This is a genomic window from Alteromonas sp. AWQ4_252 (assembly GCF_056158205.1).
This window is the reverse complement of record NZ_JBSWSV010000001.1, coordinates 2,225,085-2,246,808: the sequence shown is the minus strand read 5'-3', so window position 1 is coordinate 2,246,808 and position 21,724 is coordinate 2,225,085. Positions and strand designations below refer to the sequence as shown.

Here is a 21,724-nt window from a genome sequence, read left to right as displayed (position 1 = left end):
TCAACTGCCTTTGCGATGGTGAGTTCTAAAAGTTCAATATTTTTTTTAATTTTTACATTATTAGGAAATCAGTCTTCCAAATCAGTCAAAAAAGCGCCGATATGGAAAACACAAGACCAAAATAAGGCAACAGACGAAACATCTATCTCAAAAGATCCCGCTTTTTATGACAGAATTCGTCCAATTATGGAAAAATCCACTCCTGCATCCCTCGTAATTAACGGTTAGTTAAGAATTTGTCGTATTTGAATTTCCGTGACTAATGTAAAACCCACAATATTTTTTGATGGCCTCTGGCAAGGGCGGTAAGTTTTGTTTGGGGAGAAGAAAGCTGGCCATATTATAGAAGTCCAGGAATATCCTGTTGGACTCCGTTGTTTTCTTTAAGTAGTGGTGGCCTGACGAACCACCGGTACCGATTTTGGTACCCAGCATGCGCTGTACCATCATGGCATGCCGATAACGCCAGAGGGTAAGCTTTTCGTCAATGTCGATTAAAGATGTAATAATTTGAAAAGGCAGATTAAAAATAGGTTCTTCTGCGTATTGTTTAATGAAAAGCGCAGCTAGGATACCGTCGTGAGAGAGCCTGAATTTGCCTTCACTTCTCATTGTCTCGTAGTCAGTTTTGTTAAAGAGTGCGCGGAAATTATCCCTATTGCTCTGCCATTCCCTCAACTCTGCTCTGCGGTCACCTTCGGTAAGAGACATATTATTCTCAATAATACTCCTTTCTGCTTGCAGGAGTTTCTCAGCGTTACGCTGATAATGTTCCCAGAATACAAATTCGTCTTTTTTTAATAACGGCAGCCGGGAAAGCCACTTGTCCACCAACTCGAATAAGCTCTGCTTTTGCTCTAAGGCTTCCAGGTAAGCGCGGTCGTCATCATTTAAGCGTTTGTAAAAACTCTGTTTATCGAAATCTATGCGAAACTCGCGCTTCAATCCCAAAGATATTTCGAGCCTTTTAAATTGAATACTTTGAAAACCGGAAGCGGGAACCAGATAGTCTCTGAATGCCAGAAAATCCTGCGGCGTCATGGTCTCCATGACCGATATTTGGTTATTCATGAGCTCTTGAATTTGTGTCATTCGCTGTAAACGATGAACCACTGTAATAAGTTGTTCGTCTTTGACAGGATCAGTTGAGAAAATATCTATGACTGAACTGAGTTCGTGTAGTAACTGCCTGAACCACAATTCGTAAACCTGATGAACAACGATAAAAAGTGTCTCATCGTGTGCAGCTTCTCCGTATTTTTCACTTTGTAAGGTTTGTGCACTAAGAATTTTATCCAGTTGCAGATAATCGCCATAATAAACCGGTGCAATATTTTTTTTCATGTTTGGTCCAGTGAATACAGAATTACACAAAATATTAACACCAGAAGCTCGACTTCTACAGCAAACACGCTATAACAGAGAAAGTGCTCTCATTTGGGTTGCAGCTGTCACGAAAAAACTAGAAACAATAATCAAGCCAGTAAAAAAGGAAATATAATGAAGTTAGACGACGATATTCATAACTATTATGAGCACCTCGTTCTGGAACGTATTGAAAAATTAGGATTGGTAGAAAATAAGTCGCCAGACTATCTGGCTGATTTGTGCTGTCTGGCACTCAACCAGGTACCGCCTCGCTACATTCGCTATGAAGTTGATATGGCGTTTTATCTGCCGCAAAGCGAACGTCAACAAATGGAAATGAACGTTGAACACGCAGTGGATAAAGCGATACGTTATTTAGATCAAGGCGGAGATAAAAAACAAGCCTGAGGATTGGGTGGCAGGCCCCAGCCACATCCCGGCACATGAGTCGTCTGCTGCGGCTGCTCCCTTCCGGGCCTGACCGAGTTCACAGAGTATCATTGCGAGAGGACCAGGGCCCACCATTGAACTTTGCAGTGCGCTTGCGTTTGCTCTGGAAGCAGGAACGAAAGCGGGGCGCATTATGACGATTTGAAGACTAAGTTTCAACCCTTGTTTTGAAATCGTTCTTCCGCAATGACATTGGCAACGCGATTCGTAGCACTACACTCATCATCAGCCCTTGAATAGATCTCCCCTAACGTTGAACCTATTTGCTCGATATGGGTGCGCAATTCAGCATTTGACGATGTCATTTTCTGGTGATAAATATCAATGACGCCCCCTGCATTAATCACATAATCGGGTGCATACAATATGCCTCGCTTGCGAAGCGCTTCCCCCATATCCTCCCTCGCCAGTTGGTTATTCGCTGCACCGGCAATAACTTTTGCCTTAATCTGACCAATGGTTTCATCATTGATTGACGCACCAAGCGCACAGGGTGCAATAACATCAACGCTTAAAGAATAAATAGCTTCAGGAGGAACTGCCGTCGCGCCAAACTCGGTCACGGCTCTGTTCACCCCTTCAGGGTAAATATCAGTAACGAATAACTCCGCGCCGTTTTCGTGTAAATGCTTTGCTAGTCTGTAGCCCACATGTCCGACTCCCTGAATAGCAACGCGCACGCCTTTTAGGTCTGTCTTGAGTGCGTATTCCACTGACGCTTTAAGGCCTACGAAAACACCATAAGCGGTAGACGGAGCCGGGTTTCCGTCAGGCAACTCGTTGTTGTAGTGATATTGCGCATTTACACCGGCAATGTATTGAGATTGCTTTGCCATAGAACGAAGATCATCCACAGCAATGCCTGAATCTTCCGCTGTGTAATAAGTACCGGCAAACGAATCGACAAAACGCCCCATGGCTTGCATAAAGTCATCGGACTTATGTTTACGCGGATCGCCTATAATGACGGATTTTCCGCCACCGAGTTTTAAATTGGCCATGGCAGATTTATATGTCATCCCTTTTGACAATCTCAGCACATCCGTCAACGCTTCGTGACTATTTATGTATGGCCACATACGACAACCACCTAATGCAGGCCCAAGGTTGGTATTGTGCACAGCAATAATGGCCTTCAGGCCGGTGGGTTTGTCGTGATAGTAAGCCACGTGTTCGTGGCCATCAAACTCAGGATGTTCAAATACTGACATGGACTCTTCTTCAATTTGACCAAATTTACGCTATATTATCTGACATGAAAGAGGACATATTTTGCAATGTTGACCAGTGAAATTTACAAGTCGCAATGACGTTGATCGCAAGTACTATAGACTAGGATGTATATCCTAGTATTATAGTAGCCTTATAATAATTATCATACACCTAACGAGACGTTCAGAAATGAAACTAGATAAATTTGATCGCGAGATCCTTAGGGTTCTGCAACAGGATGCCACCGTGTCAATGGCTGACCTGAGCCAGAAGGTTGGATTATCGCATACGCCATGCTGGCGCCGGGTAAAACGAATGGAATCTGAGGGTATTATTTTACGCAAAGTGACCCTTCTCAACAGTAAAAAGCTCAACCTTGGTGTTTCAGTCTTTATATTTGTTACTCTTAAAAACCACGATGGCGATTCGCTTACCGATTTCGAGAATGCCGTACAATCTATTAATGAAATTGTCGAGTGCCACACCACAAGTGGAGAGAAAGACTATCTGTTAAAAGTGGTAGTAGAGAGTATCGAAGAATATGAGTACCTTCTTAAAACCAAGTTAACTCATCTTCCTTTAGTCGACCACTTGAGTTCGACCTTTGCACTTAAGCAAGTAAAAAACACTACGGAACTGCCCATTAAAAGTCAGTAAATTGTGTTTGGCTTTTCCACCGGCTCTGTCTTTTTTCTAAAACCAGAGCCAGTTATTTATTACCTTCTGTTATTCCGGGCAATCAGGTTGATTTTCCGGGCGAGCATCGAAAAATGCAGGGATCTCCTGGCAATGTTCGTAAATGCGCATTACCAACGGGTACGCTGACATATCCAGTCCAAAGCGCTTTGCTATATACACCTGGGGCACCAAACACACGTCGGCCAGTGTCACGTCAAAATCAAAACAAAACTTGCCCGCCTGGGTTTGCAAACGGCGCTCAATTGCCTGGAAGCCTTTCTCAGACCACTTGCACACCCAATTCGCGATCATTTCGTCGTCAGCACCGAACGTTTCCCGTAACTCATTAAGTACACGTAAATTTCCCAAGGGTTGCATTTCCATAGCAATATCGTGGGCTAACCCTCTCACCCTCGCCCGCTCAAGACTGTGTTGAGGCAAAAGTCGGTAGGGTTCGGGATACTTCTCATCCAGGTATTCAATAATACTCAGCGATTGATTCAACACAAAATCTTCGTCATCATCTACCAATGCCGGAACGAGTTGCGCCGGGTTAAGGCGCTGAAACGTTTCATGTGTTTGTTCTCCGCCTTCCTTGACAAGATGAACTGGCACGTAATCATAACTAAGCGCTTTGAGGTTCATAGCGATCCGCACACGGTAGGTGGCTGAAGAACGCCAGTAACCATATAATTTTAAACGCATACGCGTCTCCTCTTGTTGTCAGTTTAATGGCTTCACCTGTTGATCGATGGCACCGAAAATACTATGCCCCTGATCGTCAAACATTTCCATCCGAATTTTATCTCCGAATTGCATAAATGGAGTACAAGGCTTGCCATCCCGAATTGTCTCGATCATACGAATTTCAGCGATACATGAATAGCCCACACCGCCATTTTTTACCTCTGAGCCGAAATCAGTACCCTGTTTATTTGAGACCGTGCCCGAACCAATGATAGCTCCCGCGCCCAAATTACGAGAGCGGGCTGCATGAGATATTAACTGAGCAAAATTAAACGTCATGTCAGTGCCGGCATGAGGCTTTCCAAACAGCTCGCCGTTGTATGTAGAGTGGAGCGGTAAATTCACTTTGCAATCGGACCAGGCGGCTCCCAACTCATCAGGCGTGACCGCTACTGGTGCAAAACTACTGGCTGGTTTTGCCTGAAAAAAGCCAAAGCCCTTGGCCAGTTCAGCAGGAATAAGCCCGCGCAATGAAACATCGTTCACTAGCATAACAAGGCGAATTCGTTGCGCTGCTGTATCTTCATTGCATCCCATTGGCACATCATCAGTCACCACGGCAACTTCACCTTCAAAATCTATTCCCCACTCTTCAGTTGGCAAGATTATGTCATCACGAGGCCCGATGAAGTCATCAGATCCCCCCTGATACATCAATGGGTCAGACCAAAAGCTGTCCGGCATTTCTGCTCCCCTCGCCCGGCGTACAAGCTCAACATGATTTACGTAAGCGCTCCCGTCCGCCCATTGATAAGCACGTGGTAAAGGGGATTCACAACGGGTTTGGTTAAACTGATCAGCCTTAAGCATGCCATCGTTGAGCAATTCATACCGGTGCTTCAACGGTTCACAAACGGTTTGCCAGTGATCAAGCGCATACTGCAAAGTGGGTGCAATATCTGTCACCGCTATGGCGCGTCCTAAATCACGGGATACCAACATGAGCAAGCCGTCCCTGCTGCCGTTTTTATAAGTCGCAAACTTCATTTTTCAGGCTCCTCGTCAGTGGTACGCCAACTGTAAACATAACCGGTGTTTTCTACCGAACCCGCCGCTTCGGTCACTTCCAACGCATCTCTCGTGTCTAGCATGACAGCGACCTCATCGGTAAATGTTTTCTGGTGCGACATGCCAGCTTTCAATGCCTTAGGATGGGGGCCGTGGGTAAACCCCGCTGGATGAAAGGTGACCATGCCTCGTTCAATATTGTCACGACTAAAGAAATCACCTTCGTGATAAAACAGTACTTCGTCATAGTCGTCGTTATTGTGATAAAAAGGCACTTTCAAAGCGCCAGGATCACTCTCAATTGGCCTGGGAACAAAGGTACAGATAACAAATCTTGGTGCCACGAAGGTGGTGTGCGCTGATGGAGGTAAGTGGTAGCGATGACTCATTAGCGGTCGAATATCCCGCCAGTTGAGTTTGACCACACAAACTTCGCCATGCCAGCCGATGGCATCCAGCGGATTAAAGGGGTAAGTGACCACGGATAATCTGTTGTGGCGCTTAATCACAACCTGCCATTTCTCTTCGTCTTGCTGAGCGAGGAAAGAATCGTTAATTTCAGGCGTTTGTAGAACAGCCGGATCAAAAATAGCCTGCCCCCCTAGCATGCCTTTATCAGGTAACTGATACGCCTCATTGGTTGCCTCAATCATTAATATTGTCATTGAAGTGGCCGGTACCAATCGCCACATTGTTGCACGGGGCAATAAGACGTAGTCACCTTTCTTCACTGACATTTGACCATAATCGCAAAACAGCTCACCCTCACCATCGTGAATAAAAAGTAAGTCGTCACCGTCAGCATTGCGGGCGAGGGTTTTCATAGGTTCGCCACATTGCCATAGCCGATACTGGCAATGGGCATTTTTCAATATTACTGGTGCGTGAAAAGGGTTGGTAGTACAGGTATCACCCAGCTGGTTGAGGTCAAATGCTCTGGGGCGTAGTTCACCTTCCCAGTCTATCCAACTGGTTGGCGGATGTTTGTGATGCAGGTGCGTGGCTGGCCCAAAAAAACCACTGCGACCAATTTCCCGTTCGTAAATACCTTCAGGCGGAAAGTCGGCATGAGCTTGTTTAGAATGTGTTCCCTGGGCCGCCGGGAAACGGATCCAGTTACGCATTGTGATCTTCTTCAATAACACCACGACGAATTTGATCGAGCTCTATGGACTCGAACAGTGCTTTGAAATTCCCCTCGCCAAAGCCCTCGTTGCCCTTGCGTTGGATAATTTCGAAAAACACGGGGCCAATCACCGTATCAGTAAATATTTGCAATAAAATACCATCTTTCATCGGTGCGCCGTCAATAAGGATCTTGAGGGCCTTCAGGCGATTTAGATCCTCGCCATGTCCACTCACCCTGTTATCAACAGCTTCGTAGTACGTATCTGGGGTATCCATGAAACGCAAACCTCGTGCAGTCAAGTCTGCCACTGTTTTGTAAATATCATTTGTAGACAGGGCAATATGCTGAATACCTTCACCATTGTACTCGCGGATAAATTCTTCTATCTGAGATTTATCATCTGAAGATTCATTTATCGGAATGCGAATTTTGCCACAGGGAGAAGTCATGGCTTTACTCACCAGGCCAGTGAGCTTGCCTTCTATATCGAAATAGCGAATTTCTCGGAAATTACCAATATTCTCGTAAAAGTTAGCCCACGTAGACATGTTTCCGCGGCGCACGTTGTGAGTAAGGTGGTCTACCACGCATAAACCAGCGTTGGCATGTTCCATTCGCGCCTGCCAGTCAGGGTAAAAAGTAAAATCTACATCGTAAATACTGTCGTCTCCATAACGGTCAACAAAGTAGAGAGTACTTTCTCCAATACCGTAAACCGCAGGGATATTAAGTTCCATGGGGCCCAAATTGCCTTTGAATTGACTGGCGCCATTGGCCATTGCATGACTAAGGGCAACCCCTGCATCTTTTACCCGAAACGCCATACCGCACACGCTTGGGCCACGTAATCTGGCAAACTCTTCAGCTTGTGATGCCGGCTCAGCATTAATGATGAAGTTGATATCTCCCTGTCGATATAGCCAGACCTGCTTTGAACGATGGCGAGCAATTTCAGCAAAACCGAGAGACACAAAGAGTGCTTTTAGGTCACCAATGCCCTTTTCATCTGCAGCGGTATATTCGACAAACTCAAAGCCATCACACCCGAGAGGATTGTACCCATAATCCGGATCAGTCATTTCTTTATCCCTTTGTAAACAAATTATTTCTAAAATAAACATCAAAAGGAGAAAAAGAGGAAGAGAGTAGCTGTCTTTAAGTTCTTTCGTCAGAGCTAAAAAATGCGTAACGATTTGTGAACAAAGATTGAATGGTGTGTATTCCAGAGAAGAGTTTTACCAATCGTGAAGTAATTTTTGTTGATAAACCGGAAGATTACTGGCGATAAGTGTATTTTTTGGTCGAGGCCACCAAAGAGTGTGGCCGTCTCGGACAAGAGAACTTTTGTAAAGTGAAACGTACAGTGCGTAATTATAGCTTTACAGTTCCCTTGTTGATGCCATATTCCCGTAGCTTGTTAGCAATGGCAGTATGACTCAAACCTAGTTTCTTCGCTAACTGCCTTGTGCTCGGATACGATGGATACAAACGTTTCAATAAGTCCCGTTCGAATTTTTTAACTTCTTCATCCAGTGTTCCGTCAAAGTTCTCATCGATGTAGGTAACACTGGGGGCACAACTGGGCAGTTGTATATCCTCTTTGGAAATCTCGTTGCCATGGAGTAAGGATAATGCTCTGAAAAGCGCATTTTGTAGCTGCCGGACATTCCCCGGCCAGGGGTATTGTTGCAAAAATTCAACGCAAGACTTACTGAGCTTAGCTGGTCGGCGACCTAATTTTCCACTGTGTTGTGCAATAAACGCTTCAGCTAACGGTAAAATATCCTTGCGACGCTCTTTCAGTGATGGCAAGACTAAATTAAGTACATTAAGCCGGTAGTAAAGGTCCTTGCGGAAAGCTCCCTCTTCCACTAATTGGCCTAAATCTCTGCACGTTGTACAGATAAACCGTACATCCACCGCAACGGGTTTTGTGTCGCCCACCCGCCTGAACTCGTTGTGCTCCAGCACCCGTAGTAATTTAGCTTGAAGCTGAGAAGACATATCGGCAATTTCATCCAGCAAAATCGTGCCACCCGCAGCAAGCTCCAGTAATCCGGCCTTCCCTTCTGGTTGATTGAAAGCGCCAGCGGCATAACCGAAAAGTTCGGTCTCTGCGACGCTGTCTGGCAAAGATGCACAGTTGAGCACGAGAAACTCTCGTTCACCACGACGACTGGCTTGATGACAGGCTTTTGCAATCATTTCTTTACCCGTTCCCGTTTCACCAAAAATGAGTACTGGCGCATCGAGATCGGCAATTTGCTTTGCTTCTTTTACGACTTTACACATACCGGGAGATTCGGTAATGAAATGATCAAAGCAATCGGAATCAGCTTGGTGAAAAGCGGAAAACTGCTGCCCGAGACGAATTTCAGATTTTAAAATCACGACGCCACCGGCAAAAATCGATTTGTTGTCACCGTCGGGCACAACAACAGGCAAAATGTCCGCAAGATAATCCTGCTGAATAAATTTCACCTTTGTCGAAGCCGCTTGATTATCGGGGTCCCCCATCCAACGGGAAAAATTAAACCCCTTTACAAAGTCGGCTATTTCAAGTCCTTCCAACTGATGAAATGGCATTTCAAGTCCACTTACAACGGCTTCATTACACATTAGAATTCTGCAGCGATCGTCAATGGAAAATACCGGATCAGGCAGGGTACGCAAAATGGCAGAAAGCTGGTTTCTCTCCCTCTCTCCTGGCATAAAGGCCGTTGTTTTCACGTCTTCAATACCAGCAATACGACGTATTTTGGGCATTAAGTGGCGGAAATCCTCAAACTCTATCGTCGGGAAGTTGAGAAAAATCTTACCCACTTCATCAATTTCAATGCCCCGCAAGTCAATTTCATGGGTCACCAGAATATCGAGAATATCCTGAGTAATGCCGAGTCGGTCCTGGCAACTGATTTCTAAGCGCATATTGTGATCTGTCTGATTGTTGTTCTTGTAAATATATATTTACAGCATATCACAAACCGATAACATTGAAACGATAAATAATTCTACCCGGCATGGGCTGGCTTTAGTGCAAACAAAGGTTCAAACAGACTCAGTGTTTTCGCGTGGGCAACTAAGCTCATAATATCCGACTCTGCCATAGTAAAAAGCTCATCGAAGTCACTTAGCACGTAATATAAGGGCTGCATAATATCTATGCGATAAGGCGTTCTCAGCGCATCCAGCGTATTCATTGGTACTCTCACCGGCACAGAGCTGTCGAGGGACTCAACGGTTTCACCGGGAGAAGAAAGAATGCCACCGCCATAAATACGGGTGCCTGCCGGGGTGTTCACCAAACCAAATTCCACGGTAAACCAATACAGGCGAGCCAGATAAATGCGATCTTCTTTGCTCGCTGTAAGACCTAATTTTCCATATGTATGGGTAAAATGGGCGAAAGACGCATTGGTAAGTAATGGACAGTGACCGAATACTTCATGGAAAATGTCCGGCTCCTGCAGATAGTCAAACTCCTCTCGACTTCTTATGAAGGTGGCAACGGGAAATTGTTTATTTGCCAGGAGTTCAAAGAATGATGAGAAGTCAATCAATGCTGGAACTGCAGCTGTTTTCCACCCGGTATGCTTTTCGAGCACTGCATCAACTTCGCAAAGTTGAGGAATGCGGTGAGAGGGTAAATCTAGTAATGACAAACCTTGCAAGTATTGTTCACACGCCCGTTCAGGTACTAACTTTACCTGTCTCTCATAGAGTTCTGCCCAGACATTGTGCTCGTGTAAAGTCCACTGAATTTGACCATCGGGCCCTGGTTGCTTCGCCCGATATTTTGATATTTTTGACATGTTTGCCTCTTCGTCATACTTCATAAGTAAGTCTAAAGGCTTTAATCTCCGAAGAAAGGTGGCGGGCGCTTTTACCATGCGACAAGCATGTAACATTTTTTTTACATAACAGATATAGCTGTCTGATTTCAGGCATAAAAAAACCAGCGCCCGGCTGGTTTTATCTAGAGCGTGTCTACCTTTGCAGTAGGTTGTTGCTGCAAAGGACAACACACTCTAATAGTCGTTACAGTTGATTGATTTCTCTATTGAGCTGAAACTCACGTGATGTGACGTACTTTTCTACCTTTCTCAATCTCAATTCGGCTTCTCTGAAACGACTGGAAATATCGTGAAAAGCTTGTTTGGGTGGCTCACCTGCTTGCCAAACTTTGGTTTTCACAGACACTTTATGCGACTTTTCATCAATCACTTCCGGGTTCTTCCATCCTTTGCCTTTGTGATTACTACCCGCAGCATAAATAGCTTGCTCTTCCTTATCCACGCCGTTAACGGGTTGCTTGTCCAAAATAAACCAGCACGCTATATAAGCGATAAACATGAATGGACCAGCCAGAAGAAAGAACGCCGTGACAGCCAGAATGCGAACTAACCATCTTTCAAGGCCAAAGTAGTTGGCGATTCCTGCACATACTCCGGCTATGCGAGCGTTTTGTGTATCGCGATACATCTGTCCTCTCATGCTCTGTCCCTCCACTGTGGCGCTTCGCTGTCGAGTATCGATTCAAGTGTTTTGATACGATCCGTCATTTGCTCTGCTTTGTCCGCCAGCTCTTTTAGTGATGCGTATTCTTCAGCACTCAGCCCCTGACTTACCTGCTTTTTGCTTCGATAGTGCAGTATTAGCCATATTGGCGCGACGAAAATGATGAACAGTATTAATGGCGCCAATATTAAAGCGATGATTCCTTCGTCCATTACCCTTACCTCCAACAATCAGTGAGAATGCTCACAAAATTCGGGTTCAAGCCGCCTGTGAGCAGCGCAGCCTGAACCAGATTACGCATTATTCCGCGTCTTTACCCTGTTTTATTTTAGCTTTTAATGCCGCTAGTTCCTCATCGATTTTATCGCCGGCTTCCAATTCAGCAAATTCATCGTTAAGGGTCTTCTTGCCTAAATCATAGGCTTCAACCTGCGACTCCAGGTCATCAATCTTCCGTTCGTACTGCTCAAAGCGGCCCATGGCAGCATCCACTTTACCACTATCCAGGGTGCGTTTGACTTCCAGTCGCGAACTTGCTGTTTTTTGGCGCATGATGATAGTTTTCTGGCGACTTTTCGCATCAGCGAGTTTGTCCTGCAGTTGCGCAACTTCATCCTGAAGCTTTGCTATTTGCTCCTCAACCACAGCGAGTTCATCACTCAACGCTGAAGCGGCTTCTGACGCTTTTTTGCGCTCTTGCAATGCCGCTCGGGCAAGATCATCACGGTCTTTGCTCAAAGCCAGCTCTGCTTTAGCGCCCCAATCCTCAGCATCCTTTTCATATTTGCTGATTTGCGCAACAATCTCTTTCTTACTGGCGATCGTTTTTGCAGAAGCAGAACGCACTTCCACAAGTGTATCTTCCATTTCCTGGATGATGAGTCGAACCATTTTTTCAGGGTCTTCAGCCTTATCCAGTAATGCATTAATATTTGAATTCACTATATCGGTGAAACGCGAGAAGATTCCCATAATATTTACCTCTAGCTCGTGTTAGTAAACATGCTGTGTCAGCATGGATGCGTTTAACTCTGTTACTAACTATACAAATAGCTTGCCACTTCGCTAAATTTTATAATTAACTGATATTAAAACAAATTATTCTCTTCAAATAGTTCTCGTAACTACGCGCATTTTCTTCTACACTAATTATTAGTCGAATTGACTAACAATTGAGGGGTTACATGAGTAGATTTCGCCAACAAGACAATTTGCTTGGGCAGGCTAATAGTTTTCTGGAGACACTGGAACAAATTTCCCAAATTGCACCACTCAACAAACCTGTACTTGTTATCGGTGAACGTGGTACGGGTAAAGAACTCATCGCTGCGCGTTTACACTTTCTATCACAACGCTGGGATCAAAACTACGTCAAACTCAATTGTGCAGCTTTGAATGAAAACCTGCTGGAAAGTGAATTATTCGGTTATGAAGCAGGCGCATTTACCGGTGCAGCAAAGCGTCGTGAGGGGCGTTTCGAGGTTGCACACAATGGCACACTCTTTCTGGATGAATTGGCAAACACGTCAGGTCTCATTCAGGAAAAGCTACTGCGCGTCATTGAGTATGGCGAATTCGAACGAGTTGGTGGGTCTAAAACCCTGAAAACTGATGTAAGGCTGGTTGCTGCAACCAACGAAGATTTACCGGCCCTTGCTGAAAGTGGTGAATTTCGCGCTGATCTACTAGACAGGCTCGCGTTCGATGTAATCACCATTCCTCCATTGCGAGAACGAAAAGAAGATATTCTTCTATTAGCAGAGCATTTTGCCATAAATATGGCTCGTGAACTGGAAATGGAACTGTTCAGCGGGTTTACTGAAAAAGCACGCCGTACCCTTTTGGACTATCCATGGCCGGGTAATATCAGGGAATTAAAGAACGTTGTTGAACGGGCGGTATACCGATGTAACAACCCTCATCTTCCCGTACACGAGATCATTATGGATCCTTTTGAGTCGCCCTTTAGACCCAAAGGACGCATTAAAACCCAAGATAGAATAACTCCACAGAATGACCCGGTAGCGCCCGATAACGTGTCTGAGGTAACCGCGGTTATCCCTCAGACAGTAGAGAAATCAGTGCAAACTACAGATTACCCTATTGATTTAAAAGAGCGTTCACAGCAATATGAAATTGATATGATTCGCCAGGCTTTAGAAGACAGTCAATTTAATCAGAAAAAGACTGCAGAAAAACTTAGCCTGACATATCATCAACTTCGCGGATATCTTAAAAAGTACAACCTACTCGATTCTTCAGCAGAGTCAGCGGAGGCGTAATACATTGCAATCAGGGCTTCGGTGGCTGTGGGGACTGGCCGGCATTATGTTTCTACAGGGATGTGACAAAGTAGAAAGAGAGGCTTTTTATCAGTCTGGGATCATCTATTGCTCTGAAAGTAACCCGGTTAACTTCAATCCCCAAACTGACACTTCCAGCACAACAGCTGACGCCACCGCGCACCAGTTGTACAATCGCTTGCTAAATTTTGACCCTGATACCGGGCAAATAATCCCTAGTCTGGCGAGCAGTTGGAAAGTATCAGAAGATGGTTTGGTATATACATTTCAGCTTGAAAAGAATGTACTTTTCCACAACACAGCCTATTTTTCTCCCAGTCGACCATTTAACGCCGATGATGTTATCTTCAGTATTGAACGCTGGCGGGATGACACTCACCCTTATCATGCTGTATCAGGAGGGCGTTATCCCTATTTTGAGAGCTTGGGTATTGCTGACAATATCTTCGAGGTCAGACGTATCAATGGTTATCGGATAGAGATTATTCTCAAGCATAAAGACAGCTCGTTTCTGGCTAATTTAGCAACAGATTTTTCGGTGATCCTTTCAGCCGAATATGCCGACTATTTGCTCAGTAGAGGAACGCCAGAACGCATAGACCACTATCCCATTGGTACAGGGCCTTTCAAATTTGTCAGTTACCGCAAAGATCACTTCATCCGATTTGAAAAACATGAAAACTATTGGCATGGGGCCGAATTAAATAGTGAACATCTGATTTATGATATCACCCCGAAAAGTTCTATCCGTCTTGCTAAACTGATCACTGGCGAATGCGATGCCATCGCCTTTCCGGCACAAACGGAACTGGACATTATCGTCAACAGGGAAGAGCTGACACTGTCTGAAAAACCCGGGCTAAATGTGGGCTTCTGGGCTTTCAATACCAATCGCCCTCCCTTTGATAACCCGAATGTACGAAAAGCGCTGGCCCTCGCTATTGATAAAAACACCTTACTTGAAGCTGTGTATTTTGACAGTGCAACCCGGGCAAAAACACTTCTTCCCAATGCCAGCTGGGCTTTTCAAAGTGATGCTGAAGACACCGGGTTCAACCCAATACTAGCCAGACAACTGCTGGATGAGGCAGGCATTCCACCAGGGTTTAGTATGACGGTTTGGGCTATGCCTGTAGAGCGAGCCTATAACCCTAACGCGGTAAAAATGGCTGAGCTTATTCAGCGCTATCTGTCTGCTGTCGATATAGAGGTAGATATTGTAACCTACGACTGGACTACTTTTCGTCGACATCTTCGCGAGGGTCTGCATGACTCGGTATTGATAGGTTGGTCTGCTGACAATGGCGACCCGGATAATTTTTATCGCCCACTGCTCAGTTGTGGCGCTATTCCATCCGGTACTAACCGCGCGCGCTGGTGCAACAAACAGTACGATCAGCTTGTTGAAGAAGCACTACAAACCCAGGATTTAATGCGCAGAAAGGCTATCTATGTTGAATTAAACCGGCTACTTTACGATGAACTTCCCTTGATACCCATAGCCCATGCTTACCGGTATCAGGCTTACCGCAACAATCTCAAAGGCATGACAATAAATCCTTATGGCGGTGTCCGGTTTGCAGGAGTAACAAAATCGTTGTGATTCAGATCCTCATTCGCTACACCACACTTTTTGTTTTAACGCTACTGGTGCTAGCGGCTATGTCGTTCGCCCTGGCTTACTTGTTTCCCGGTGATGTGTTAGTCAACCTCACAGGTATTACGCCACATAATGAAATACAGCGTGACGCCCTGATTCGTCAGTATCAACTGGACGAACCCTACTTATTTCAATTTATTTATTACGTGCAACAACTTCTGCAGGGAAACTGGGGTTATAGTTTTATCTCAGGGTTACCCTTACGGCAAGAAATAGCCGTTGCGATGCCCGCGACCATTGAGTTGAGTACCTACGCACTTCTTACCGCACTCATCTTCGGTGTACCTATTGGCTGCTATGCTGGGCTGAAGAGTTACACCAAAACAGATTACACCATTAACTCTCTGAGCATGATCAGCTATTCATTTCCGGTATTCTGGTTAGCGCTGGTGTTTATCCTGATTTTTAGTTTAGAGCTTGGAATCGTTCCGTTATCTGGTCGGGTTAGCTTATTATTCGATGTACCTAATGTTAGTGGATTTGTTTTGCTTGATATTCTGCTAGCCGACAATATTGACAGTGGACTGGCGTTGGTCGATGCATTGCATCACCTTATCCTGCCAACGGTATCAATTGCATTAATCAGCACGGCATCAATGATTCGACTAACCCGCAGATCTGTCATTGACGTGCTAAAAAGCCCATACATTGCCGCAGCGGAATCCAGGGGTTTATCTAAGCGAAAAATTTTCTTCCAACATATTTTACGGAATGCACTGTTACCTATTCTTCCATTGATGGCAATTCAAATCACCACACTTATTACTAATGCAATGATTGTCGAGACCTTGTTTTCATGGCCCGGCATCGGTAACTGGCTAATCCAGGCTATTTATCAGCGAGATTACTCTGCGCTTCGAATGGGCATGCTCGCAGTTGCCACAGTGGTTATCAGCTTTACCATTCTCATCGACTTATTTAACAGACTCATAGATCCAAGCAGGGAAAAGTACGAACGTGGCGCAGTTTAACCTCTATCAAGAAGAGTCACAGCCTACTCCATGGCAACGCACGTGGCAGGAGTTTCGTGCCAGTCATATAGCTTTTGCTGGCTTCATTGTTCTGGGATTATTTTTCTTTATTTCTATTTTTGGTCCATTTGTCGCGCCTTACGACCCCTTGCAACAAAATATCGACGCGTTGTTGGTTCCTCCCAGTTGGGAAGCGAATGGCACAATTTCTCATTTGTTCGGCACTGACGCCTTAGGCCGGGATGTGTTTTCCCGCATTCTTGCAGGCTGTCAGGTTACATTTGGCTCGGCAATCCTGCTAGTCCTTATCGCCATGCTTGTTGGTGTTTCTATTGGCACTGTTGCCGGAATGACAAGTGGTGTCAGATCCAGTGTCATTAATCACACCCTGGATGCATTGATGGCCATTCCAACGTTACTGATAGCGATTATTATCGTAGCGATATTGGGCACAGGCTTGGTCAACAGCATGTGGGCTATTACCCTGGCGCTCATTCCCCAGTTTATTCACCATACTCGTTCGTTTGTTCGAAGCGAAATGAAAAAAGAGTACGTTCTGGCCTCGAAACTCGACGGTGCCAACCCTCGACAGTTGTTCTTTCATTCTATCTTGCCGAACATGATAGAAATGTTGGTGGTGCAAGGCTCGCTGGCATTATCTATTGCAGTAATAGACATTTCTGCTCTGGGGTTTCTCAATTTAGGGGCCCAACCTCCCCTGCCTGAACTAGGTGTGATCCTCGCGGACGGTCTGGACGTGGCATACCTAGCGCCGTGGAACGTTGCGCTTCCAGGACTGACGATTTTTCTCATGGTCCTTTCCATCAATGTGGTAGGTGATGGTTTACGGTCTGCACTACGAAAGAGGTTAACCCACTAATGCCCATGCTCGATATTAAAAATCTAACGTTAGAAATCGATAACGGTGGCAACCGGGTAAAAGCACTTGATAAGGTTAACCTAACGGTAAACAGTGGAGAGATCCGAGCGTTGGTAGGGGAATCTGGTTCAGGAAAAAGCTTGATGGTCCAGGCCATATCAGGGTCTTTACCTGCACAATGGCATGTGACCGCTGACCGGATGACCTGGAACGGCAAAAACATGCTGTCTATGAGCGAAAAAGAACGGCGAGAGCTTATGCGACGAGACATAGGCGTGGTTTTTCAGGATCCCACCTCAGCCATGGACCCATCAGCCACGTTAGGAGAGCAGCTCGAAGAAGCCGTTCCCAATGAATTTGTACAGGGAAAATGGTTCTGGCAACGTAGTCAATCGCGAAAAAAAACTGCAATTAGCACCGTGCACAAAGTGGGTATAAAGCATCACAAACATTACCTGAATGCTTACCCTCACCAGGTACCCACCGACATTGGGCAAAAGTTTATGATTGCGATGGCGCTGATTTCACAGCCGAAATTATTGATCGCCGATGATCCTACCCGTGGCATGGAAACCACAACGAAAACCAAAGTCCTGAAACTGCTCACGCGTTTAAATCAAACGAAATCGCTATCCATTCTGTTCGTCAGTCATGATTTGTTGGCTATCGCCAGTATGTCTCACACCATGACAGTACTGTATTGTGGCCAGACCGTTGAATCAGGTCGTATGAAGCACATTCGCAAGCGCCCCTTACACCCGTATACGAAAGCCCTGTTAGACAGTGCCCCAAGCTTCCGGAATGACTTACCGCCCAAGTCGGTACTACCGGCACTGGATGGCACAATACCGTCGTTGCAACACGTTCCCATAGGCTGTCGACTAGGGCCCCGTTGCCCAAGAGCGCAACGCGCCTGTGTTACCACGCCAGATGTTCGCCGTATCCACGACCACACCTACAGTTGTCACTTTCCACTACACATGGATAAATTATGAGTGAGATCATGCATGTCAGTGGGCTGACATTCAAACACAGTGATAAAAAGAGATGGTTGAAGAAGCCAGAAGTATTTTCACTCGGGCCCATTGAACTGAGCGTCAAGCGAGGCGAAACCATCGCCATCATTGGCGAGAACCGTTCTGGTAAATCCCTACTCGCAAAGCTATTGGTTGGCGCAATAAAAGCAGACGCAGGAGAAATATTCCTGAGTAATGTCACTTATAACGCAGCAAAGAAAAAATCGACAAAAACATACAACAGTACCAATGATATCAGGATGATTTTTCAACACAGTTCAGAGGCAATGAACCCTGGGATCCCAGTGGGAAAGATTCTCGATGAACCCCTTAAGTTAAACACGTCACTTACCGAGCCAGAACGCAAGAAAATCATAGAAGAGACTTTGGTGAAAGTGGGCCTGTTACGTGATCACTATTATTTTTACCGTCACATGCTGTCTGACGGCCAGCAGCAACGGGTTGCCATTGCCCGGGCCATGATATTGCAACCTAAAATCCTGGTAGCAGATGAACCTTTCGCGGCTCTGGACCCATCCGTACGCTCCCAAACCGTGAACCTTATATTGTCTCTACAGCGTGAATTTGGCCTGGCTTTTATTTTTATTTCTCATAATCTGGGTATCGTCAGGCATATTGCTGACCGAATTATTGTTATGGAAAATGGCTATATTGTGGAATCAGGTAAAACCGAAACCCTGTTTCGTTGGCCACAACACGACATGACGAAAAAACTCATCCAGGCATACCAATCATTAGTTCCTCAACAAACCATTACCTCTACAGATTAAAAAAGGTTGCTTGCGCAACCTTTTTTACTGGACCATGTTGACCATACTGAGTATTAACCAACCAGTGCGAGCAAAATTCCAGCGGCAACGGCTGACCCTAACACCCCGGCAACATTGGGCCCCATTGCGTGCATAAGAAGAAAATTATGCGGATTACTCTGTAAACCTACTTTGTTAACCACACGAGCAGCCATGGGAACGGCACTTACGCCAGCAGCGCCGATTAGTGGGTTAATACCACCGCCGCTGAGACGGTTCATCAATTTCGCCATTAATACACCTGCAGCAGTGCCAATGGCAAAAGCAATAGCGCCGAGCCCCAGGATCCCAAGGGTTTCCACTGTCAAAAATTTATCCGCAGACAATTTAGAGCCAACGGCCAGGCCGAGAAAGATAGTAACAATATTTATCAACTCGTTTTGTGCCGTTTTAGAGAGTCTTTCGACTACCCCACACTCGCGCATGAGGTTGCCGAAACAGAACATGCCCACTAAAGGAGTAGCCGAAGGTAGGAACAGGATGGTCAGAATAAGCACAGCTAATGGAAAAATGATTTTTTCCCGTTGTGACACCGGACGCAACTGTGCCATTTCAATCTTTCGTTCTTCCTCAGACGTCAACGCTTTCATAATAGGAGGCTGAATAATGGGAACTAATGCCATATATGAGTAAGCCGCCACAGCGATGGCACCGAGCAAATCCGGCGACAGTCTTGAGGCCAGGAATATTGCAGTTGGTCCGTCGGCCCCTCCAATGATCGCAATAGCGCTGGCATCTTTGAGGGTGAAATCGAAGCCTGGTAAAAAATTAAGTGAGATGGCGCCAAACAAGGTGGCAAATATACCAAATTGCGCAGCGGCACCTAACAATAGCATGCGCGGGTTTGCAATAAGGGCACTAAAGTCAGTCATTGCGCCAACGCCCATGAAGATAAGCAAAGGGAATACACCTGAGTGAATTCCTACTTCATAAATGTAATACAGCAAGCCACCAGGTTCACTAAACCCAGCTAAAGGTATGTTAGTCAGCAAAGCCCCAAACCCGATGGGCAAGAGCAGCAAGGGTTCAAACTTTTTTACGATAGCCAGGTAAAGTAGTAAGAGTCCCACCGCCATCATTATTAGCTGGCCACTCTGAAAATGTGCCAGCGCTGTGCTATCCCATAAAATCGCGAGTTTATCCATTACTTAAGTCCAATTAACTGCTGGCCATTGGACACTGCATCACCTTCTTTAACAGCAATTTTCCCAACCACACCATCGAATGCTGAACGAATTTCTGTTTCCATCTTCATCGCTTCGAGAATAATCACAACATCATCGTTTTGCACTGTGTCACCTTCCCCTACCAGCACTTTAAATACATTGCCGGAAAGCGGAGCGTTGATGCTGGCTCCTGTTGCAGGAGGAGCAGCCTGAGACGATGGCTGGGGTGAGGCCGTAGCTGGCGTCACGCTGGTTAACGTACCCGACTCTGCCACCTCGACGTGATAAACCTTACCATCAACCTTCACGTCATAAGCAGCTGCCTGGGTAGGGTTGGACACAGCTTGCTGCTTGATATCGCAGGATGGTGTTGCATTGTCAATGCCTGGAGCTGGTTCAAAGGCGTCGGGGTTACCTCTGTTTTGAAGGAACTTAAGACCAATCTGTGGAAATAAAGCATAGGTGAGCACATCATCCACTTTCGCTTCAGCAAGAGTAAAGCCTTTCTCTTTGGCCAATTCACCCAGTTCTTCACCGAGTTCGTTCATTTCGGGAGCAAGTAGATCTGCAGGGCGACAGGTAACAGGTTCCTCACCATCCAGGACCTTGGTTTGTAAATCTGCATCTACGGGAGCCGCGGTTGCGCCATACTCGCCTTTTAATACTCCGGCAGTTTCTTTTGAGATACTCTTGTAACGTGCACCGGTAAGTACATTGAGCACTGCCTGTGTGCCTACAATTTGCGAAGTTGGTGTAACCAAAGGGATAAAACCAAGATCTTCGCGAACCCGTGGAATTTCCTTCAACACTTCGTCGAATTTATCTGCGGCCCCCTGCTCTTTCAACTGGCTTTCCATATTAGTGAGCATGCCGCCCGGGACCTGTGCTAATAGAATACGCGCATCCACACCTTTTAAGCTGCCCTCAAATTGCGCATACTTTTTTCGTACATCGCGGAAATAGGCTGCAATTTCTTCCAATCCTTCCAGCGATAGCCCGGTATCCCGTGGGGTACCTTCCAGAACTGAAACGATAGTCTCAGTTGCTGTGTGTCCATATGTCATACTCATAGAGGATATTGCGGTATCAAGCATATCGATACCTGCATCGATAGCTTTTTGGTAGGTCGCCGTGCTTAATCCTGTGGTAGCGTGACATTGCATTGCAATGGGAACATCTACCGTGTTTTTTAATCGGGTGATAAGCGTTTCACATTCGTAAGGTTTAAGCAGTCCGGCCATATCCTTAATACAAATAGAATGAACGCCCATATCTTCCAGTTGTTTTGCCATGTCCACCCAACCATCAATGGTGTGTACAGGGCTGATAGTGTATGAAATAGTACCCTGGGCGTGTGCGCCACAATCAATGGCGGCTTTTACCGCTGTACTGAGATTCCGCACATCGTTCATAGCATCGAAAATTCGGAAAACATCCACGCCATTGTCATGCGCCCGCTCGACAAATTTTGTCACCACGTCATCGGCATAGTGGCGATACCCGAGAAGATTCTGACCGCGAAGTAACATTTGTTGCTTCGTTTTCGGCATGGCTTTTTTCAGAGCCCGGATACGTTCCCAGGGATCTTCCCCCAAATAGCGAATACAAGCGTCAAAGGTTGCACCTCCCCAAGACTCGACAGACCAAAAGCCTGCGTCATCAAGCTTACTGGCAACAGGAAGCATATCTTCCAATCGCAGACGGGTTGCGAGTAGCGACTGATGCGCATCCCGCAAAACTAGTTCCGTGAGAGCCAACGGCTTAGACATGACAATTCCCCTAATTAAG

General features: G+C 45.8%; 21 protein-coding genes and 1 other RNA gene. 8 read left to right on the top strand and 14 right to left on the bottom strand.

Annotation, left to right across the window (positions count from 1 at the left end; all coding sequences use genetic code 11):
- Nucleotides 1-228: 228 nt before the first annotated feature.
- Entirely contained in the window at nucleotides 229-1,344 is a 1,116-nt protein-coding gene (locus ACXACM_RS09960) for a tryptophan 2,3-dioxygenase family protein (RefSeq protein WP_474821454.1), read from the bottom strand.
- A gap of 156 nt (nucleotides 1,345-1,500) precedes the next feature.
- Between ACXACM_RS09960 and ACXACM_RS09955 the strand changes: the two genes are divergently transcribed.
- Nucleotides 1,501-1,776 carry a late competence development ComFB family protein gene (locus tag ACXACM_RS09955; protein ID WP_474821452.1) on the top strand — a complete coding sequence of 92 codons (276 nt, stop codon included), beginning with the start codon at nucleotides 1,501-1,503 and terminating at the stop codon, nucleotides 1,774-1,776.
- 12 nt (nucleotides 1,777-1,788) lie between these two features.
- On the opposite strand, the gene ffs is transcribed toward ACXACM_RS09955, so the two are convergent.
- Both ffs and ACXACM_RS09945 read right to left on the bottom strand, forming a co-directional pair.
- Nucleotides 1,789-1,885: signal recognition particle sRNA small type (gene ffs, locus ACXACM_RS09950), an RNA gene on the bottom strand.
- Between the two features lie 88 nt (nucleotides 1,886-1,973).
- A complete protein-coding gene (locus tag ACXACM_RS09945; protein WP_474821451.1) occupies nucleotides 1,974-3,029 on the bottom strand; it encodes a Glu/Leu/Phe/Val dehydrogenase dimerization domain-containing protein in 1,056 nt (351 codons plus the stop codon).
- Nucleotides 3,030-3,219: 190 nt separating this feature from the next.
- Between ACXACM_RS09945 and ACXACM_RS09940 the strand changes: the two genes are divergently transcribed.
- A complete protein-coding gene (locus tag ACXACM_RS09940) occupies nucleotides 3,220-3,687 on the top strand; it encodes an Lrp/AsnC family transcriptional regulator (protein WP_216025826.1) in 468 nt (155 codons plus the stop codon).
- Between the two features lie 69 nt (nucleotides 3,688-3,756).
- Here ACXACM_RS09940 and maiA read toward each other — a convergent pair whose 3' ends face one another.
- From maiA to pspA, 9 genes are all read right to left on the bottom strand, one after another.
- Nucleotides 3,757-4,413, bottom strand: coding sequence for a maleylacetoacetate isomerase (gene maiA / locus ACXACM_RS09935; RefSeq protein WP_474821449.1), 657 nt, complete (start codon nucleotides 4,411-4,413; stop codon nucleotides 3,757-3,759).
- An 18-nt stretch (nucleotides 4,414-4,431) separates the two neighbouring features.
- Nucleotides 4,432-5,442, bottom strand: coding sequence for a fumarylacetoacetate hydrolase family protein (locus tag ACXACM_RS09930; RefSeq protein WP_474821448.1), 1,011 nt, complete (start codon nucleotides 5,440-5,442; stop codon nucleotides 4,432-4,434).
- Nucleotides 5,439-6,587: a homogentisate 1,2-dioxygenase gene (locus ACXACM_RS09925; protein WP_474821446.1), complete on the bottom strand. Its 1,149-nt coding sequence runs from the start codon at nucleotides 6,585-6,587 to the stop codon at nucleotides 5,439-5,441. The genes ACXACM_RS09930 and ACXACM_RS09925 overlap by 4 nt, the downstream gene beginning before the upstream one ends.
- Entirely contained in the window at nucleotides 6,580-7,671 is a 1,092-nt protein-coding gene (gene hppD, locus ACXACM_RS09920; RefSeq protein WP_474821445.1) for a 4-hydroxyphenylpyruvate dioxygenase, read from the bottom strand. Before hppD ends, ACXACM_RS09925 begins: the two co-directional genes overlap by 8 nt.
- Nucleotides 7,672-7,963: 292 nt before the next feature.
- On the bottom strand, nucleotides 7,964-9,520 hold the full coding sequence (tyrR, locus tag ACXACM_RS09915) for a transcriptional regulator TyrR (protein ID WP_474821444.1): 1,557 nt from the start codon (nucleotides 9,518-9,520) through the stop codon (nucleotides 7,964-7,966).
- 83 nt (nucleotides 9,521-9,603) lie between these two features.
- Nucleotides 9,604-10,404 carry a phenylalanine 4-monooxygenase gene (phhA, locus tag ACXACM_RS09910; protein WP_474821443.1) on the bottom strand — a complete coding sequence of 267 codons (801 nt, stop codon included), beginning with the start codon at nucleotides 10,402-10,404 and terminating at the stop codon, nucleotides 9,604-9,606.
- Nucleotides 10,405-10,630: 226 nt separating this feature from the next.
- Nucleotides 10,631-11,086, bottom strand: a complete 456-nt coding sequence (pspC, locus tag ACXACM_RS09905; protein ID WP_474821442.1) for an envelope stress response membrane protein PspC — start codon at nucleotides 11,084-11,086, stop codon at nucleotides 10,631-10,633.
- The gene (pspB, locus tag ACXACM_RS09900) at nucleotides 11,083-11,322 is read right to left on the bottom strand and encodes an envelope stress response membrane protein PspB (protein WP_474821441.1); all 240 of its coding nucleotides are present in this window, start codon (nucleotides 11,320-11,322) and stop codon (nucleotides 11,083-11,085) included. The genes pspC and pspB overlap by 4 nt, the downstream gene beginning before the upstream one ends.
- 88 nt (nucleotides 11,323-11,410) lie before the next feature.
- Entirely contained in the window at nucleotides 11,411-12,082 is a 672-nt protein-coding gene (pspA, locus tag ACXACM_RS09895) for a phage shock protein PspA (RefSeq protein WP_474821439.1), read from the bottom strand.
- 212 nt (nucleotides 12,083-12,294) lie between these two features.
- Here pspA and pspF point away from each other — a divergent pair, with 212 nt between their 5' ends.
- From pspF to ACXACM_RS09865, 6 genes are read left to right on the top strand one after another with little or no spacing between them, the layout of a single operon-like run.
- Nucleotides 12,295-13,392 (top strand): phage shock protein operon transcriptional activator, encoded by a 1,098-nt coding sequence (gene pspF / locus ACXACM_RS09890; protein ID WP_474821437.1) that lies wholly within the window; start codon nucleotides 12,295-12,297, stop codon nucleotides 13,390-13,392.
- Between the two features lie 46 nt (nucleotides 13,393-13,438).
- On the top strand, nucleotides 13,439-15,016 hold the full coding sequence (locus ACXACM_RS09885) for an ABC transporter substrate-binding protein (protein WP_474824295.1): 1,578 nt from the start codon (nucleotides 13,439-13,441) through the stop codon (nucleotides 15,014-15,016).
- Entirely contained in the window at nucleotides 15,013-16,044 is a 1,032-nt protein-coding gene (locus ACXACM_RS09880; protein ID WP_474821436.1) for an ABC transporter permease subunit, read from the top strand. Before ACXACM_RS09885 ends, ACXACM_RS09880 begins: the two co-directional genes overlap by 4 nt.
- Nucleotides 16,031-16,924, top strand: a complete 894-nt coding sequence (locus tag ACXACM_RS09875) for an ABC transporter permease subunit (protein WP_474821435.1) — start codon at nucleotides 16,031-16,033, stop codon at nucleotides 16,922-16,924. Before ACXACM_RS09880 ends, ACXACM_RS09875 begins: the two co-directional genes overlap by 14 nt.
- On the top strand, nucleotides 16,924-17,919 hold the full coding sequence (locus tag ACXACM_RS09870; RefSeq protein WP_474821433.1) for a peptide ABC transporter ATP-binding protein: 996 nt from the start codon (nucleotides 16,924-16,926) through the stop codon (nucleotides 17,917-17,919). Before ACXACM_RS09875 ends, ACXACM_RS09870 begins: the two co-directional genes overlap by 1 nt.
- Nucleotides 17,916-18,731 (top strand): ATP-binding cassette domain-containing protein, encoded by an 816-nt coding sequence (locus tag ACXACM_RS09865; RefSeq protein WP_474821432.1) that lies wholly within the window; start codon nucleotides 17,916-17,918, stop codon nucleotides 18,729-18,731. The genes ACXACM_RS09870 and ACXACM_RS09865 overlap by 4 nt, the downstream gene beginning before the upstream one ends.
- Nucleotides 18,732-18,784: 53 nt before the next feature.
- On the opposite strand, the gene ACXACM_RS09860 is transcribed toward ACXACM_RS09865, so the two are convergent.
- Complete coding sequence (locus tag ACXACM_RS09860) at nucleotides 18,785-19,915, bottom strand: sodium ion-translocating decarboxylase subunit beta (protein ID WP_474821430.1); 1,131 nt, start codon at nucleotides 19,913-19,915, stop codon at nucleotides 18,785-18,787.
- Nucleotides 19,915-21,705: a sodium-extruding oxaloacetate decarboxylase subunit alpha gene (gene oadA, locus ACXACM_RS09855; protein WP_474821429.1), complete on the bottom strand. Its 1,791-nt coding sequence runs from the start codon at nucleotides 21,703-21,705 to the stop codon at nucleotides 19,915-19,917. Before oadA ends, ACXACM_RS09860 begins: the two co-directional genes overlap by 1 nt.
- Between the last annotated feature and the right edge of the window lie 19 nt (nucleotides 21,706-21,724).

Coding starts and splice junctions, on each gene's coding strand:
- ACXACM_RS09960 (WP_474821454.1), bottom strand. CDS start 1,344: ATGAAAAAAAATATTGCACCGGTTTATTATGGCGATTATCTGCAACTG.
- ACXACM_RS09955 (WP_474821452.1), top strand. CDS start 1,501: ATGAAGTTAGACGACGATATTCATAACTATTATGAGCACCTCGTTCTG.
- ACXACM_RS09945 (WP_474821451.1), bottom strand. CDS start 3,029: ATGTCAGTATTTGAACATCCTGAGTTTGATGGCCACGAACACGTGGCT.
- ACXACM_RS09940 (WP_216025826.1), top strand. CDS start 3,220: ATGAAACTAGATAAATTTGATCGCGAGATCCTTAGGGTTCTGCAACAG.
- maiA (WP_474821449.1), bottom strand. CDS start 4,413: ATGCGTTTAAAATTATATGGTTACTGGCGTTCTTCAGCCACCTACCGT.
- ACXACM_RS09930 (WP_474821448.1), bottom strand. CDS start 5,442: ATGAAGTTTGCGACTTATAAAAACGGCAGCAGGGACGGCTTGCTCATG.
- ACXACM_RS09925 (WP_474821446.1), bottom strand. CDS start 6,587: ATGCGTAACTGGATCCGTTTCCCGGCGGCCCAGGGAACACATTCTAAA.
- hppD (WP_474821445.1), bottom strand. CDS start 7,671: ATGACTGATCCGGATTATGGGTACAATCCTCTCGGGTGTGATGGCTTT.
- tyrR (WP_474821444.1), bottom strand. CDS start 9,520: ATGCGCTTAGAAATCAGTTGCCAGGACCGACTCGGCATTACTCAGGAT.
- phhA (WP_474821443.1), bottom strand. CDS start 10,404: ATGTCAAAAATATCAAAATATCGGGCGAAGCAACCAGGGCCCGATGGT.
- pspC (WP_474821442.1), bottom strand. CDS start 11,086: ATGAGAGGACAGATGTATCGCGATACACAAAACGCTCGCATAGCCGGA.
- pspB (WP_474821441.1), bottom strand. CDS start 11,322: ATGGACGAAGGAATCATCGCTTTAATATTGGCGCCATTAATACTGTTC.
- pspA (WP_474821439.1), bottom strand. CDS start 12,082: ATGGGAATCTTCTCGCGTTTCACCGATATAGTGAATTCAAATATTAAT.
- pspF (WP_474821437.1), top strand. CDS start 12,295: ATGAGTAGATTTCGCCAACAAGACAATTTGCTTGGGCAGGCTAATAGT.
- ACXACM_RS09885 (WP_474824295.1), top strand. CDS start 13,439: ATGTTTCTACAGGGATGTGACAAAGTAGAAAGAGAGGCTTTTTATCAG.
- ACXACM_RS09870 (WP_474821433.1), top strand. CDS start 16,924: ATGCCCATGCTCGATATTAAAAATCTAACGTTAGAAATCGATAACGGT.
- ACXACM_RS09865 (WP_474821432.1), top strand. CDS start 17,916: ATGAGTGAGATCATGCATGTCAGTGGGCTGACATTCAAACACAGTGAT.
- ACXACM_RS09860 (WP_474821430.1), bottom strand. CDS start 19,915: ATGGATAAACTCGCGATTTTATGGGATAGCACAGCGCTGGCACATTTT.
- oadA (WP_474821429.1), bottom strand. CDS start 21,705: ATGTCTAAGCCGTTGGCTCTCACGGAACTAGTTTTGCGGGATGCGCAT.